At 63.5% G+C, this 15,657-nt stretch carries 8 protein-coding genes and 2 pseudogenes; 8 read left to right on the plus strand and 2 right to left on the minus strand.

Annotated elements, in window-relative coordinates:
• Window positions 1-803 (plus strand): FAD-dependent oxidoreductase (locus tag BCY76_RS15680; RefSeq protein ID WP_170922731.1); only part of this gene is annotated, 803 nt, incomplete at its 5' end.
• Between the two features lie 69 nt (window positions 804-872).
• Window positions 873-2,162 carry an MFS transporter gene (locus BCY76_RS15685; protein WP_085437897.1) on the plus strand — a complete coding sequence of 430 codons (1,290 nt, stop codon included), beginning with the start codon at window positions 873-875 and terminating at the stop codon, window positions 2,160-2,162.
• Between the two features lie 5 nt (window positions 2,163-2,167).
• Here BCY76_RS15685 and BCY76_RS17755 read toward each other — a convergent pair whose 3' ends face one another.
• Window positions 2,168-2,794 (minus strand): CueP family metal-binding protein, encoded by a 627-nt coding sequence (locus BCY76_RS17755; protein ID WP_139827844.1) that lies wholly within the window; start codon window positions 2,792-2,794, stop codon window positions 2,168-2,170.
• A 501-nt stretch (window positions 2,795-3,295) separates the two neighbouring features.
• On the opposite strand from BCY76_RS17755, the gene BCY76_RS15695 reads away from it, so the two are divergent.
• The 6 genes and pseudogenes from BCY76_RS15695 (at window position 3,296) to BCY76_RS17760 (ending at window position 13,432) form a co-directional block, all read left to right on the plus strand.
• Window positions 3,296-3,814 (plus strand): TIR domain-containing protein, encoded by a 519-nt coding sequence (locus BCY76_RS15695; protein ID WP_070162311.1) that lies wholly within the window; start codon window positions 3,296-3,298, stop codon window positions 3,812-3,814.
• A gap of 53 nt (window positions 3,815-3,867) precedes the next feature.
• Window positions 3,868-4,653 carry a macro domain-containing protein gene (locus tag BCY76_RS15700; RefSeq protein WP_237090224.1) on the plus strand — a complete coding sequence of 262 codons (786 nt, stop codon included), beginning with the start codon at window positions 3,868-3,870 and terminating at the stop codon, window positions 4,651-4,653.
• Window positions 4,650-5,126, plus strand: a complete 477-nt coding sequence (locus BCY76_RS15705) for an HIT family protein (RefSeq protein WP_070162314.1) — start codon at window positions 4,650-4,652, stop codon at window positions 5,124-5,126. The genes BCY76_RS15700 and BCY76_RS15705 overlap by 4 nt, the downstream gene beginning before the upstream one ends.
• Window positions 5,127-5,244: 118 nt before the next feature.
• Window positions 5,245-8,783: pseudogene (gene mobF / locus BCY76_RS15710) on the plus strand (MobF family relaxase).
• 145 nt (window positions 8,784-8,928) lie between these two features.
• Window positions 8,929-9,309 carry a hypothetical protein gene (locus BCY76_RS15715; RefSeq protein ID WP_070162316.1) on the plus strand — a complete coding sequence of 127 codons (381 nt, stop codon included), beginning with the start codon at window positions 8,929-8,931 and terminating at the stop codon, window positions 9,307-9,309.
• Between the two features lie 292 nt (window positions 9,310-9,601).
• A complete protein-coding gene (locus tag BCY76_RS17760; protein WP_139827845.1) occupies window positions 9,602-13,432 on the plus strand; it encodes an ATP-binding protein in 3,831 nt (1,276 codons plus the stop codon).
• Between the two features lie 1,016 nt (window positions 13,433-14,448).
• Here the strand turns inward: BCY76_RS17760 and BCY76_RS15725 are convergent.
• Window positions 14,449-15,596: pseudogene (locus BCY76_RS15725) on the minus strand (IS3 family transposase); the annotation flags it as partial.
• Window positions 15,597-15,657: the final 61 nt, after the last annotated feature.

The raw sequence follows: 15,657 nt of genomic DNA on the forward strand, positions 1-15,657 counted from the left end.
CCTCAATCATCGACCACTGGGCATCGGAGAGCACCTGGAACCTCGACATCTACTCAGTCTCGCAGGACGGGCGCTACATAATTGTCAGACATGCCCTAGTTGCGACTGAGACCGCGTCCCTGCTCACCGACGCCGGCCACGAAACTGTCCTCGTCGCCCGCACGATGCTGCCCGGGGCCAGTGTCCTCGGAGAGCACACCGCCTCGCGACTGCTCCAGCTCCACAAGCCGCGCCATGTCGCGCACTTGGGGCGGAGCCCGAGAGTGATCCGCACTCACTCAGACCGAATCACCGTAGGCCTCGACGATGGCACCCAGATCGACGGCGACCTGGCGATTGTCGCTCACGGCACCATCCCCGCAGCACCGTCACCGTGGAGCGGCCCCGACGGCATACCCGTGGACACCCGACTGCGCACGCTAGCCGCCCCTGAACAGCGCATTTACGCTGCCGGCGGTCTCGCCATCCACCACTATCCCCGCCACTCTTCTTACCGCATCGACCACTGGGACGACTCTGCCGCTCAGGGTGTCCACGCCGCGCATGCCCTACTACACGACGTCGGCCACGGTGACGACCCTGGCGCCTACCTCCCAGTTGCCACGTTCTCCGCGCGCGTTCACGGACACACCCTCACCGGTGCAGGCCATCCCGCACTCGGCACGAGCACAAGAGTCGTCTCCACCGAACCCCTACTCGTGGCCCACCACCTCGGCGACACCCTCGTCGCGCTCACAGGGATCGACGCGGTCCCCCTGGTCCACCAGTACGTATCGCACCTGCACGAGTCAACGCTCACATGACGTAGCAAGTCTCTAGACAAGCGTCGAGGCACGACCCAGGCAGGCACACAGAAAGGCAGGCACTCCACCATGCGGCTATTCGCGATCCGTGACTACCGTCTACTTTTCAGCGCGCAAGTCATCGCGCTGTTCGGTACTGGCTTGGCGACCGTCGCCCTGGGACTGCTTGCCTACGAACTGGCCGGCGAGAACGCCGGAGCTGTCCTGGGCACGGCATTGACGATCAAGATGGTGATGTACGTCGTCATCGCGCCACTTGCTGCGGCCTACGCCGACCGCCTCCCCAGGAGGATGTTCTTGGTCGCCCTCGACGTCGCGCGTGCACTGGTTGTGCTGGCACTGCCCTTCGTGACCGAGGTGTGGCACATCTACGTCCTGATCGGTGTTCTCCAAGCCTCATCAGCGGCGTTCACCCCGACCTTCCAAGCTGCGATCCCCGACATCGTCACTGACGAGTCGGACTACACCAGAGCGCTGTCGGCCTCTCAGGTCGCCTACACGATGGAGACGTTGCTCAGTCCCGTGCTTGCGGCGGTTGCACTGACGTTCATCACCTTCAACTGGCTGTTCATCGGCACCTCGGTTGGGTTCCTCGTCTCAGCTGTGCTGGTGCTCTCAACCCGCGTCCCGAACGCACGCAAGAGTGACCAGGCCGGAGCGTGGGATCGAGTTTCCTCCGGGATACGCAAGTTCGCCTCGACGGCACCTCTGCGCGGCGTCATGGCACTGAACCTGGTGGTCGCCGCTGGCGGCTCCATCGTCGTGGTGAACACTGTCAACCACGTTCGCGATCAGCTCGGCGGCACCCAGGCGGAGGTCGCGTGGATGCTCGCCATATCGGGCGGTGGGACGTTGCTCGTCGCGTTGGCGCTGCCGAAAGTGCTCGACCGAACGACTGACCGCGTGGTCATGATGTACGGCGCCATACTCCTCGTGTTCAGCGTACTTGCGGCCGTGTTCATGGCGACTGCCGATGTTGCCTCCTGGGCGGTCACGGCACCCATCTGGTTGGTGATCGGGGCCGGAATGGCGCTCATCGTGACACCCACGGGGAGGGTCATTCGCGGCTCGGCCCAGCCCTCAGAACTGCCCGCGGCATTCGCCGCGCAGTTCTCACTGTCACACGTCGCGTGGCTGGTCACCTACCCGATCGCTGGATGGATCGGCACAGCTGCTGGATTCGCGTGGGCATGGTCCATCCTCGCCGCCTTGGCCGTCATCGGCACAGTCACGGCGTGGGTCCTGTGGCCGCGCTCGGCGACGCAAGCACCCGTACCAACGCACGACATTGGCAAACGGACAGCCACAGCACAGGCCACACTCGTTGCAAGCCAATGCGCTTGCGTCCGCCCCGTCTGACTACGTCAAACGAGCTGGAGGGTGGTCAAGCACGTAGGGTCATCGGCACCAGTAGAGATCGGAACGCTCCCTGCCTGATTTCCGCGCTCTACGGTCAGCGTCGCGTCAATGTCACGGGGCAGCCAGATGCCAGCGAAGCCGTTGTCGAACGTCCGGACCAGTTCATCCAAAATCACGGCGTCGCCAGCCGAGTCGGTGACGGTGATCCGCACCTCCTCGTTGCCAAGCTCACCCAGACAACTCGTGAGAGCGTGGTAGTGGCACTCGTGCGTCTGATCAACGTAGGGCGCGACAGAGAGATAGAACTCATCCTCAGGCATCTCAAGAGCCGTCTGACGTCCACCATCGTCGGACACGACAAGCACCTCCGACTGGACTGACGCCATCAGACCTTCTGGTCGCTCGTCGACGAGCAACGAGTCCAGCCGTTCAACGACCTCGCGACTATCCAAACCATCGAGGTCATACTCGGCGAGCCAGGCGGCAGTATCACCATTGACCCTGGGACTCTCAGCAGATGAGCATGCCGCAGCCAAGAAGGTTGCACACACAACGAAAACGAACGTAGCGCCGAGTCGTCGCCAGCGTCCAGCTAGCGCTGCCGACCACTTGCTGCCTGATGAGCCGCCCATACTGATCAGTCTACGGTCGAGCGGTAGTAGCGGTTGTGTCCGTTAAGCGGCGTGGGTCCGGTGGTCTTCATCGGCGAGTGGTTCGCGAGGCGTCCGGCGACATTGCGGGTACCGCTTGCCTGGTCCCGGCCCAGACCCCTCACGGAGCCCGCTGCCGGGCCGATCACCTGCCAGGTGCACGAAGCTGCTCAGCAGACCAGCTCACCTAGCTGACGGTGCGCCGAGGCACGAGCGCTATGGACCGGAGCAGGGAGGGCAACCCGGCCTTCACTCAGCCCTCCACGGAGCTGTCACGCCTCTTGCAGGTCGAGGTCAGAGCGGCTGACAGCGTGCCCTCGGGGGTGTCCGCGACGACGAAGCGAGGGGGCCGCCCGTGCGCGCTGGGCGTCTCTGGGAGAGGCGCCCAGAAGCAACGAGGTCGTCGCCGTTCGACGGTAGAATCGGGTCTAGGGTCCGGGTTTCCGTCGATCCTCAGCGACGACACGATCCAGGAGCCCGACGATGAGCTACCGCAACAAGACCTATGTCGCCTTCGCCAGCGAAGACATCCACAACTACCGACTCATGACGGCCTGGCGAGCGAACAAGAACATCGAATTCGACTTCACTAACGCACACGACATCTACGAGGCGCGTGACACTAGCACGCCTGAGACGATCAAGCGGCGACTGCGGGAGCGTCTGAACAACACGAAGCAGGTCGTGCTGCTTGGCAGTCCTGCCGCCCGACGCAAGGGAGGCGACGGCTCCTCGTTCCTCGCCTACGAGGTCGGAGCGATCATCTCCCTTGGCCTTCCTGTTGTCGTCGCCAATCTCGACGGAGCCCGTCGCGGCAAGAGCGGCACCAACATTCCTGCCCCCTTCGCTGACAAGGACTACTTCACGATGTCCGTGTCGTTCGGGCCGACGATCATCAAGTACGCACTGGACCACTACGTTCCTGACTTCAATAGCTCAGACAAGACCGGCCCACACAATTACAACGAGTCCGTGTATGAGAGCCTGGGGCTGAACAAGTAGTGCGCCACAAGCGGTCACTACGACGGTACGCGGGAAGATTTGCCCGGCGCTTCTTGGAAGCCCTGGGTGCGTTGGCTGTTGTGGCCGGATCCCTCGCGCTCTTCGCACCCGATCTTCTGAACGGTCAATGGTGGCTTCTAGCCGTCGCGGGAGCACTTGCCGTGGGGTGGGCGCTGTTTTCCCTGCGACAAAAAGACCCCGAGCAAAGTTTCCCCTCGGAGAGCATTAGCATCCGCTTGGTCGAGGGCGACCTTTTCGAGCAGAAGGCATCAGCTCTAGTCGGGATGACGACTACGTTCGACACAGAGCCGGGCATCATTGAAAACGGCAGCGTTCAAGGCAACCTGCTTCACAGGATCTACGGTGGATCACAGACGCGACTTGATGCCGAACTCGCATCCGCGCTGACAGGTATCGGACCAGTGGGCACTATCACGAAGCCCGGCAAGGAAGACGTCTATCCAGTCGGGACCGTCGCTGTGCTCAACGGAGAGGGCACGACTCGCTACTACTGCGTCGCGTACACCTGCATGGACGAACACAACCGCGCCCAGGGCACGATCCGAGGCATCCTGGACAGCCTCGACAGCGTGTGGGATGCGGTAGATCGCAACGGCAACGGAGAGCCGATCTGCGTGCCGCTGCTCGGCCAGGGGCAGTCCCGTATCCCTGAGCTGACGGCCGAGGTCGCCGTCAGGCTCATCGCATTCTCCTTCCTCCTTCGCGCCCGGCGCGGACGGTTCTCGAAGGAGTTGCGCATCGTCGTGCATCCGAACGAGATCGGCAAGATCGACCGTGCCGAGTTCCAAGCGTTCCTGCGATCCTTGGTCGCCGGATGAATGACAGCGAGAGCAGCCTCGACATCCCCGAGCAAGAGCCCTGCGCATTCTGCGACTACCTCAGTGGGGTGCGGCCATTCACGGTCCTCTATCGTGACGATCTGATCGCTGTGCTCGTCACAAGAGAACAACGCGGCATCGGGCACCTGCTCGTGTTGCCGGTGCGGCATTACCCGACTCTGTTGGAATCCGAGTCCGACGAGCGTCATGCGATGATGGACACCCTCGCGTGGGCCGCCGCAGCGATCGACGCTGCGTTCGAGCGCCCAGGAATCGCGGTTTGGCAGAACAACGGCACAGCAGCGCACCAGGCCATTCCACACCTCCACTTTCACATCGCCGGCACTCTGAGCGGAGGAGGCACCGACTTCGGCGACGTTCCTGAACTCACCGTGGAGCAGACCGATCAGATTGCCGTACAGATTCTGGCGGCAATCCGCATCGCCCCCGATCTCGGATCAACACCCCGCTAGTCTCGTTCCAGGAGTAGCGCGGCCGTGCACCCCACGTCACCCCAAGGTGATGACGCCTGCGCGTCGTCGTCGCTCGCTCACCTGCCTACCGAAAGGCGGTGGCGCGGTGACGGTCTCGATGCGCGTGATGAGCGCTGGCGACGGATACAAGTACCTCCTGCGCACCGTCGCTGCCAGTGACGGTGACAGGTCGCTCTCGACCCCGCTGACGAGGTATTACGTGGAGGCGGGGACACCGCCGGGCCAGTGGCTCGGCTCCGCTATTACCGCTCTCGGGAGAGGTCAGCTCGCGGTGGGTGATCGGGTGTCGGAGGCCCAGCTCCAACTCGTGATGGGGATGGGACGTGACCCGATCACCGGCGACCCCCTCGGGCTCGCTTTCCCCGCCTACAAGTCCGTGCCGGAGCGGATCGAGGCCCGCATCGCCGACCTTGACCGGGGCTTGAGTCCGGGCGCGAAGGGCGAGGCGGTCGCGCAGATCGAGGCCGAGGAGACCGAACGCGGCAGACGGCGGGCGGTTGCGGGGCTCGACTTCACCTTCTCGATCCCGAAGTCCGCATCGGCGTTGTGGGCGGTCGCCGACGCAGGCACGCAGGCGCTCATCGGGGAGGCGCATCATCTCGCGGTTGCGGAGGTGGTTGCATTCATGGAGCGCGAGGTTGCAGCCACCCGCACAGGCGCAACCGCCGGCGACGGCGCCGTTGCACAGGTCGATGTGACCGGGCTGGTCGCGACGGCGTTCGACCACTTCGACTCCCGCGCCGGCGACCCCCACCTGCACACCCACGTCGTCATCAGCAATAAGGTCCAGACCGCGTTCGACGGCAAGTGGCGGAGCCTGGATGGGCGGCCGATGCACGCCGCCGTGGTCACGCTGTCGGAGCTGCACGAGGCCGTGTTCGCCGACCACATGACCCGCACCTTCGGCGTCGAATGGGAGGCGCGTGACATGGGCCGGGACCGGAATCCGGCGTGGGCGATCAGCACCGTGCCGGAGGAGCTGGTGGCCGAGTTCTCCACTCGTGCCCGGCACATCGACACCGAGACCGATCACCTGATCGCCGACTACGTGAGCAAGCACGGGCGGCGACCGTCCCCGGCGACGATCGTGAAGCTGCGCGCGCAAGCCACTCTGTCCACGCGTCCGGAGAAGGAGGTCCGGTCGTTGGCCGACCTGACTGCCGACTGGCGCACACGTGCTTCTGGCGTACTCGGCGGGGATGCGACCATCTGGGCACGCACTGTCACCGACAACGACAAGCCGTTGCTGCTACGAGCCGATGACGTCCCCTTGGACGCGATCACCGAACTCGGGCAGACCGTGGTCGAGGTGGTGGGTGAGAAGCGCTCGACGTGGCGGCGGTGGAACCTGATGGCCGAGGCGTCCCGGCAGACGATGGGCTGGCGCTTCGCCACCATGCAAGACCGCGAAGCCGTCGTGGGGATGATCGCCGACGCCGCCGAACAAGCATCGCTGCGGCTGACACCGCCCGACCTCGCCACCAGCCCGGCGGCGTTCCGGCGGGTGGACGGCACGAGCGTGCTCCGCCCGAAGCACTCGACGGTGTTCTCATCTGAGCTGCTGCTTGCCGCTGAGGACCGGCTGCTCGGCCGCTCCCGCACCCTGACCGGACCGACCGTCCCGGTGGCGACGGTCGAGAAGGTCACCACGAAGCCTGATCAAGACGGGCGGATGCTCGGTGAGGACCAGGCCGACGCGCTGATGAAGATCGCCGTCTCCGGCCGCGTTCTCGATGTGCTGGTCGGTCCGGCCGGCGCCGGGAAGACGACGGCAATGTCGGCGTTGCGGCGGGCGTGGGAGAAGGAGCACGGTGAGGGCTCCGTGGTCGGGCTGGCGCCCTCAGCGGTCGCGGCGCAGGTTCTCGCCGACGACCTCGGCATCGCGACGGAGAACACCGCGAAGTGGTGGCAGAACCACCTCATCCACGGCGAAGACTTCCGGGCTGGTCAGCTCGTCATCATCGACGAAGCCTCCCTCGCAGGCACCCTCTCTCTGGACCGCATCACGCACTTGGCCGAACGAGCCGGAGCGAAGGTGCTGCTGGTCGGCGACTACGGCCAGCTCCAGTCCGTGGATGCCGGCGGTGCCTTCGGACTCCTCGTCGGCGACCGCGACGACGCGCCCGAGCTGGTCGACGTGCACCGGTTCACCAACGAGTGGGAGAAGTCCGCATCCCTCGCCCTGCGGCATGGGCGCACGCAGGTGATCGACACCTACCTTGACCACGACCGCATCCGCGAGGGCGATGCTGAGGCGATGACCGACGCTGCTTACACCGCCTGGCGCGCGACCGGGACCGAGGCTTGGTGTCGGTGCTGGTCGCCGAGACCCGCGACGACGTGACCACCCTCAACCAGCGCGCCCGTGCCGATTTGATCCTCGACGGCACATTGAAGCCCGGTCGGGAGGTCGAGCTGAACGACGGCACCACCGCCGGGGTCGGAGACACGATCATCACCCGCAGCAACAACCGTCGTCTACGCAATGGTAAGGACTGGGTGCGTAACGGTGACGCCTGGAGCATTACCGACGTCCGGGACGACGGCTCGGTCACCGTCCGGAAGACCGGTCGCCGGTTCGGCGGCTCCATCGTCCTCCCCGCCGCCTACGTGGCCGATCACGTGGACCTGGGTTATGCGGTCACGGCTCACAGGGCGCAGGGCGTCACAGTTGACACCTCACACGTCCTGGTCGAGCCAACGAGCACGCGGGAAAACTTCTATGTCGCGATGACCCGCGGCAAGCACGCTAACCGCGCCTATGTGATCCTCGACCGGGCCGATGACCACGTCCACCCACATCCTGGCGACAATCCCGACGCCACCGGCCGTTCAGTCCTGTTCGGGGTGCTCCAGCACGTCGGTGCGGAGCCGTCCGCGCACGAGACCATCACCGCCGAGCAGGAGCACTGGGGTTCGATAGCTCAGCTCGCCGCCGAGTACGAGACGATTGCCGCCGCTGCCCAACGCGACCGCTGGGCCCGCCTGATCCGGTCCTCCGGTCTCTCCGTCGAGCAGGCCAACGCCGCGATCGAGTCCGACGCGTTCGGGGCGTTGGCCGCCGAACTCCGCCGGGCTGAGGCCAACAATCACGACCTCGATCGCCTGTTGCCGCGGCTGGTCGCCGCGCGCGGGTTCGAGGACGCCGATGACATCGCCTCCGTCCTTCACCACCGCGTCGCCCGTACCACTGCACGCTCTGCCGGTTCTGGCCGTACCCGCAAGACGCCACGGCTAATCGCCGGACTGATCCCGTCCGCCGACGGTCCGATGACCGAGGACATGCGCCATGCTCTCGATGAACGTCGCCAGCTCATCGAGCATCGCACCACCACCGTCCTGGATAGCGCCCTCACCGACCAAGAGCCCTGGACTTCTGCGCTCGGCCCGGTACCCGAGGGCGAGAAAGAAGCGAGGGCGTGGCGGCGCAATGCCAGAGTGGTGGCGGCCTACCGCGACCGCTATCAGATCACCAGCAGCCGCCCCCTCGGCCCCGAACCAGAGAGCGCGGCGCAGAAGATCGACCATGCCCGCGCCGACGCCGCTCTCCTCCGCGCACAGGCCATCACCAAGGCCCAGCAGGCTGAACCGGGACGGCGCCCGATCGCACATGAGCCGATCGGCCCGCGCCTGTGACCCCTTCAAGATGTCAGAACTCGGGCGTACCGTAGGAGTGAGGCAGGTTTTCCTCACCACTCGGCCGCAAGCGGTCGGCCCGACTTCGGGCCCTTCTCAACGCACTGCCTCCTCAGGTGAAACGTGCGATTGAGAGGAGCCAAACATGTTCCGCCTCCTGATAGTGGTCAGCATCCACATCCGGAACTTCCTGCGCCGCTACATGCCCACCAACATTCTCGCTGACGTCATACGGACCAGACGCGGCATGAAGTGGGGACCGGCAGTGATGCTGCTGGCCATCCCGTACTTCGCCGCCGCCTTCTGGCTGATCGGCCTCATCGATCAAGGAGCGCCAGGCTGGCTGCACCTGCTCGTCCTGCTGACGATCTGGAACGGGTTCAAGATGCTCTGGCTCGGACCCGCCAGCATCGCTTGGCTCATCCGAGCCCGCCTGCGCGAGGCCGGTGCACGTCGACGCCAGCGCCGAGCCGCCGCCCGTGACGCAGAGTTGACCATCAAGGAGGGCGCACCCGAGCAAGCGTGAGTCACCTGAAGGGTGGGTTCGCCGCGATGGATCGATCGCTCGACCGCGGGCCGACGCACCTGGTGCGTCATCGCTTCCGTCCGAAGTCTGCGTGGCCTGAGACAATTGGCTCGTGGCACGTAGGAAGCCGAAGCGAGGGAAGAGGCGGCAGCGACCCCGCCAGAAGCCCACTGTGCCCTCGAAACCCTCCGGCCCGCCCGACGAACCGGATACGTCGGACCGCCTCATCGATGAGTGGAGCGGAACGAGAAGTGGTGCTTGGGCCAGCAGGGGGTTCGACTTCCAACACACTGTGGCAGCCTGGCTTGCCGCGCGACTGATTGCGGGCGATCTTCAAGCCCAGCGTCTCGTTCCCGAAGGATTCGAGGACGTCACCATCGAATCCGAGACATCTCGGCATGTTCAGATCAAGTCACGAGGAGAGCATCTTGGTCTCTTCCCCGTGGGAACGGCCAGTAGTCACATCGTGGATGCATGGCTCCGACACCGAGAACGCGGCCGTGAATCGGAAAGCCTTACCGTCGTCTTCGAGCGCGGCATCGAGGGTGAGACTGGAATCTCACGGTTCGACACGTCACTCAGCAACTCGCTCAGCCAGGATTCGCCACTACGACTAAGTATCAGCGCCACGGCGCTCAAGCGAGGACTCAAAGAAGGTGAGGTACAGGAGCTACTCGAAGGGACGACCGCCTACGGAGCCTCGTGGTTGGCAGTCGAGGAAGACAGCAGGACACTACTTGGAGCAACCTTCGAGAGGTTGCAGCCAGCAGCACTCAACTACCTTGCACGCGAACTCCGCGTTGTGGCGGCAGAGATCGCCACGCTCAACGCACCGACCGAGTACACGCACAGACAGTCTCTCGACCGAAGCGAGTTAACCCGGCGCTGCCAGCACTTCATCGAGCAAGTTGACCTCGATGCGCTCGAAGCAGCAGTCACCCTGGGCCTGTGCTCACCTTTGTCGCACGCTGAGCCAATGCACGATGAGCGCTTCTACGAAGGAGTTGCGACCCAACCAGGACATGTCGCGGCCGGTCTGGTCGTACCGCGAGCAGACTTGATCGGCGAGGCGGTAACCGGGATACAAGAGACATCGTCGGTCATCCTGACTGGGCCATCCGGCGTCGGGAAAAGCGCCCTACTCTGGTCAGTCCCGCAGGCGCTCCCTGGCGTCTTGTGGTTCCGCGTAAATCGACTTTCTCCCGCTGACGTACCCGAAATACTCCGGCTGTGCCGCTCTCATCGAGTCTCTGACGCGAACCCCATCGGCCTCCTCATCGACGCGGCCGGCACAGGCCTGTTCGACGGTTGGTCAGTCCTGCGTGAAGAGGTGGCGGCGACGCCAGGGCTCTTCAGCATCTCCACCTCCCGACACGAGGACCTCATATCGCTTGGTGACCTATCGGGATGCACCACCATCGGCGTAACCCTGGAGGAAGATGCTGCCGAAGCGATTTTCAATGGCCTCCGCGATCGAGATGCCACCGACTCTCCCTACTGGAGAGAGGCATACGAACAGGCCGGTGGCCTCACTCTTGAGTTCACCCACATGCTCACGCGCGGTCAACGACTCAGTTCGGTTGTCACAGAACAGATCCGTCGCCGAGTCGCGGAGCAACGGAACGTCGAACTGAACCTCCTGAGCCTGATTGCGACAGCTGACCAATGGTCCGCCAGCATTCCTGTCGACAGAGCCGCGGAGGCATGCGGAGTATCGCAGCTTGAACTCCGAGAACCTATCGCGCGTTTAGCGGAGGAACACCTCCTGATGGAGCGCAACGGAACAATCTCGGGCGTGCATAAACTGCGATCGATCGCGATCTCAAATGCGATCCATGACCGGCCTCCACCCACTCTCGAACACACGATCAATCGACTGCTCCCTGCCCTCGAACCTGAACAGATCAAGCGGTTCATACCAAACGCCCTACGAGACGAACCACAGTTGGATCAGTTATTCCACGACGCAGCACTGGACGAACGAAACGGTGCCGTCGAACTGACGGCGTATCTTCGAGGGCTACGTCTGTTCGACTACTACGAGCGAGCACTCAACTGGAACAGCATTGCTCAGCAGCGCGGCGTCCCCCCAGCACACGAGCCCATTGCTCAACTGTTTGCCATCACAGGCACCGCCGTTCCTGACTTCTTCCCGGACGAGGTCAATGGTGCAGTCTCGGACATGACGGCTGCACCGGAGGCTTCGCGAGGATCAACCGTGATCTCCGCGGCGGGTGCTCAGCGTTTCGCTGAAGCACTCGCTACAACGGGCGACCTCCGTGTCGCGACCGACCTTCTATTTGAGTTGGGACGAGGTGAGACCGAGATAGCGAGCGAATGTCAATCGAGATTCTCGACCCCGGGCCCACTCCTGGAAGCTGTGCAGCGCGCAACCGTGGAACAAGTGGCAGACCTCGTGGTCACTGCCAACTCAATCGACCCAAGTCTCGCGCAGACATTCGTAGACTCTTCTGGCGGCGAAGCTGCCTTAATGGCCAAGATCAGAGACCATGATCCATGGATCAGTGAGCTTCGGATTATCGATTCTGCTGACGGGCCCGTCGCTTACGCTCGCTCTCTCCATGTCTCTGATGCAGTCCACGGAGACCCCCACGACCGAGTGATCGCGCTCGGAAGGCTGCTCCTGCGCTGCTTTCCGAGAACTACACACGTTGACGTCAAGCTAGTACTCCCAGGCGGCCACGACTATCAGATCGGCGAGCACCAACTAGGTTCCACACACCTTCGGCGAGAATATGACCACTCCGAGTTGGAGGTGGCATGGAACCAGGAACGCATGCGGGTGACCAACGCCATCCTTGGCGCCACCGACACAGAACGTCTCGCTGCCGCGCTGCCGCTGCTGGATACCACGGCGCAACTCACTATCATCCTCGGTAACGCTTTCGCTGCCGCAGACGTTCGGCATATCGACACCAATCAACTCGCGGATCAGATCAACTCGCTGGACGATCAAGCGAAACAGATCAGGCCACGCTTGAACAGCCGTGAACGACTACTCAACATCGATGGCGACAAAGAATCTGGATCGATGATCACAGATCCGCTCTCCGGTCTGGTCACGGACCTCACCGGCAACATTTTCCCTCGGCTGACAACTCTGGATAATCCGGCAGCCATCGCCGCACATCTGAGCGATCAGGTGATCGCGAAATCGCTGCGCCGTGCCCAAGAAGAGCCGTGGCATTTGCTGGGCTACGACACCTTCCCCGAGAGTCTCAGGTCCATTGAAGACAACCTGCACAACATCCTCGCTGTTGTTGCAGCGTTGGCGGCAGACTCGTCAGTGAACGTCGGGCTCATACGAGCAGCCCGCGCCGGAGGACATCAGGGAGCACTCCGCAGAGCGGCCGAGGCTGCCAGGCGACTTACGAGACGGCAGTTGCAAGCGCGGAAGACTCAACTGGAGCAGGTTGGCAAGGATCTCGGTCAGCAGCTTCGGGTACTCATGCCCAAGGATGACCAGTACCAGCTCGTATCCGAGCGCCTCGTGGCCATAGATGTCTCGTCACTCATCGACTGGAGCTACGCGCTGGAAGAGACCAGCACTGCACTCCAGGATGCGGGACTGCCCGGAGAGAAGTTCATAATCGTTCCAATCCGTAATGGAAAGCCAGTCGCGGCGCTCACCATGAGTTTGATCTCATCGCTCCTCCCCGCGGGAAACCTCGGCCAGTGGACAAGTTCTCTCGCTGAGGCGCACGAGACCCCACTGACAGACGCATTCGATGCAGCGGTCGCATCGCTCCAAGTAGCCTCTGGAGTACTGGCGCTGCCAGAGGCTCATCGTTCGCACGGCATTGTCGATCAGGTCGTGGAAAGCGCGAAGCACGACTTCATCCAGTCACGGCAGATACTTGAGCGGTCGCCGAGAGATGCGATCACGGAGCAGATCGCACAGCTCCTTGACTCCCTGAACGACGCATTGCTTGACGAAGAGGCCGGCGAAAGTGCCAATGGGGACATCGCTAGTCAGTTGTTGCAGATGATGACACAAGGTCATCAGACGGAGTTGACGGTAGCTGTGTCGGTAGCGCGACTGATGGCGCTGGAGTGGGACATCGATAGGGACACAGCTGAGCAGTTCTTTGAGATCGACTAGACAGATGACCGACGACCGCGGGAGCGGATTGTTCCGCCACCGTCCACGACCGCAGTACGCACCGTCTCATCCCCAACCCCCAACTCGGCCGCGACCTCTTCCAGCGTCATGCCTTGCTCGTACAGCCGTGCGGCTTCTCGTCGCCCGGGCTCATCAAGACCGCGACGGCGGACCGCTACACCTGCCTCAGCGGCGAGCCGGTGGACCGTGGCGCGATGCACTCCGAACCGCCGCACCAGCTCATCGACAGGCGCACCCTTGGCGTACTCCTCGGCAAGCGCAGCCCGATTCGGGACACTCCAACGGGTTTGAGGACGGAGCGAATTCTTCGCGACCGGGCCGCGTACATCCTCGATCGGCTGACGCTCAGGACGTGACACTGAGCGCCGCGATCCCCGCAGAACTCGGCGAATCAGCGTCACCAGTGGCTTGCGGGGGTTTGAGAACCACCCAGCGAGGTGCACCAGTTGGTCCTTGTTCAAACCTGCGACGTTCGCGGTTTGATCTCCACTCTGGTCTCGACCACTCTGCTTGCGGCGCAGCGCGGTGGACTGGACCTCGGGGTTGAACAAGATGTCGAAGGGTTCACCGGCCTCACCGTCCACCGCGTCGGCCTCTGTGATGTAGAGCTTGTCGAAAAACGCCTGGTTCGCTGTGCGGCGCAGCGAGTCATCGATGCTGGTGTAGATCGCGTGGCAGTCACCAGCCAGGGCCAGGCAGTCCTCCAGATGGGCTTGGGCCTGCTCGTACTCCAGAGTGCCGGCCTCGACCTGTGCTTCCAGGAACGCCAGGCGCTTAGCGATCCTCTCCTGCTCAGTCTTCAGCAGCTCCAGCGGCACAGCTCCGGCGTAGTGAGCTTGGAGTAGCTTGGTCGCTCCGCGATCAGGTCCTCCCGTTCTCGGGTGTAGGCCTCCTGCTGCTGCTTGGTGGTGGCCTGCAACCGGTCGAACTCGGGTCTGCTGAAGGTTCGGTTGACTCCATGCTTCACGCCGCCAACGCGACGTCTTGAGTGTAGACGTCTCGTACTCGACCGGAGTCAGCTTCCCCAGCCGGCGCTGACGACGGCGTCGATGATAGGTCCGCTCGATCCAGTGGATGATCCGCCTGCGCAGCTGATCCCGAGAATCCCAGGACCGCGTGTTCAGCACGTTCTTCTGCAACGTGGAGAAGAAGCTCTCCATCGCCGCGTTGTCCCCGGCAGCACCGACTCGGCCCATCGACCCCGCCAGCCGATGGGCCGCCAGCGTGCGCTGATATCTCCGTGACCTGAACTGACTGCCTCGATCCGAATGGACCACACAGCCGACGACCGCGTTACGGCCGCGGCGAGCAACGGCATCCTCGATCGCGGCCACCGCCAGCGCGGACTTCATCCTCCGATCAAGCGCATAGCCGACGATCCGGTTGGAGAAAACATCCTTGACCGCGCAGAGATACAGCGTGCCCTCAGCGGTGCGGTGCTCGGTGATATCGGTCAGCCACAGCCGATTCGGCGCCTCGGCGATGAACTCGCGGTTGACCAGATCATCGGTGACCGCAGGACCAGGCTTCTTCGCCGTGCCGCGCCTGGTGCGCTGCGTGGTGGAGAATAGCCTCTGCTGCGAACACAGCCGCCAGACTCGTCGTTCCGAGACCAGATAGCCGGCGGCGGTGAGCTCGTCGGCGATGAACCGGTGGCCGAACTCCGGGTCGTCGGCGTGGATGTCATAGGCGGTATTGAGCAGATGCGCCTCTTCCAGATCCCGTGCCGCGACCGGGGCGGCGTTCCACTTGTAGAAGGCCTGTTTGGAGAAGCCCAGTACCCGACAGGTCACCGTCACCGGGACACCGGCGGCGGCAAGGTCGCGGACCAGCGGGTACATCATTTTGGGCGGGTGCGGCCGATTGTCAGGTTCGCCTGCGAGAGATAGGCCGCGGCTTCACGCAGAACTTTGTTCTCCTGCTCGAGCTCGCGGATGCGCTGGAGCATCCTGGTCTGCTCAGCGCGATCTTCGACCGTCTCGGACGGCTCGAAACCGTGCTGGATCATCCTGCGGTTCTTCACCCATAGCTGCAGGGTCGACTTCGACAGTCCCAGATCTTCGCAGACCTGCTGCTGGGTCATCCCGGAATCGAGGAGCTCCAGCGCGGTAGCGCGGAACTCCTCGGAGTAGATCTTCGGCATAGTGACTATCCTCTCTGCTCGCTCGAGCAGTCAGGAAGTCAACCGAACCTTCAGCAGACCC

This window comes from Nesterenkonia sp. PF2B19 (assembly GCF_001758425.2).
GTDB lineage: Bacteria > Actinomycetota > Actinomycetes > Actinomycetales > Micrococcaceae > Nesterenkonia > Nesterenkonia aethiopica.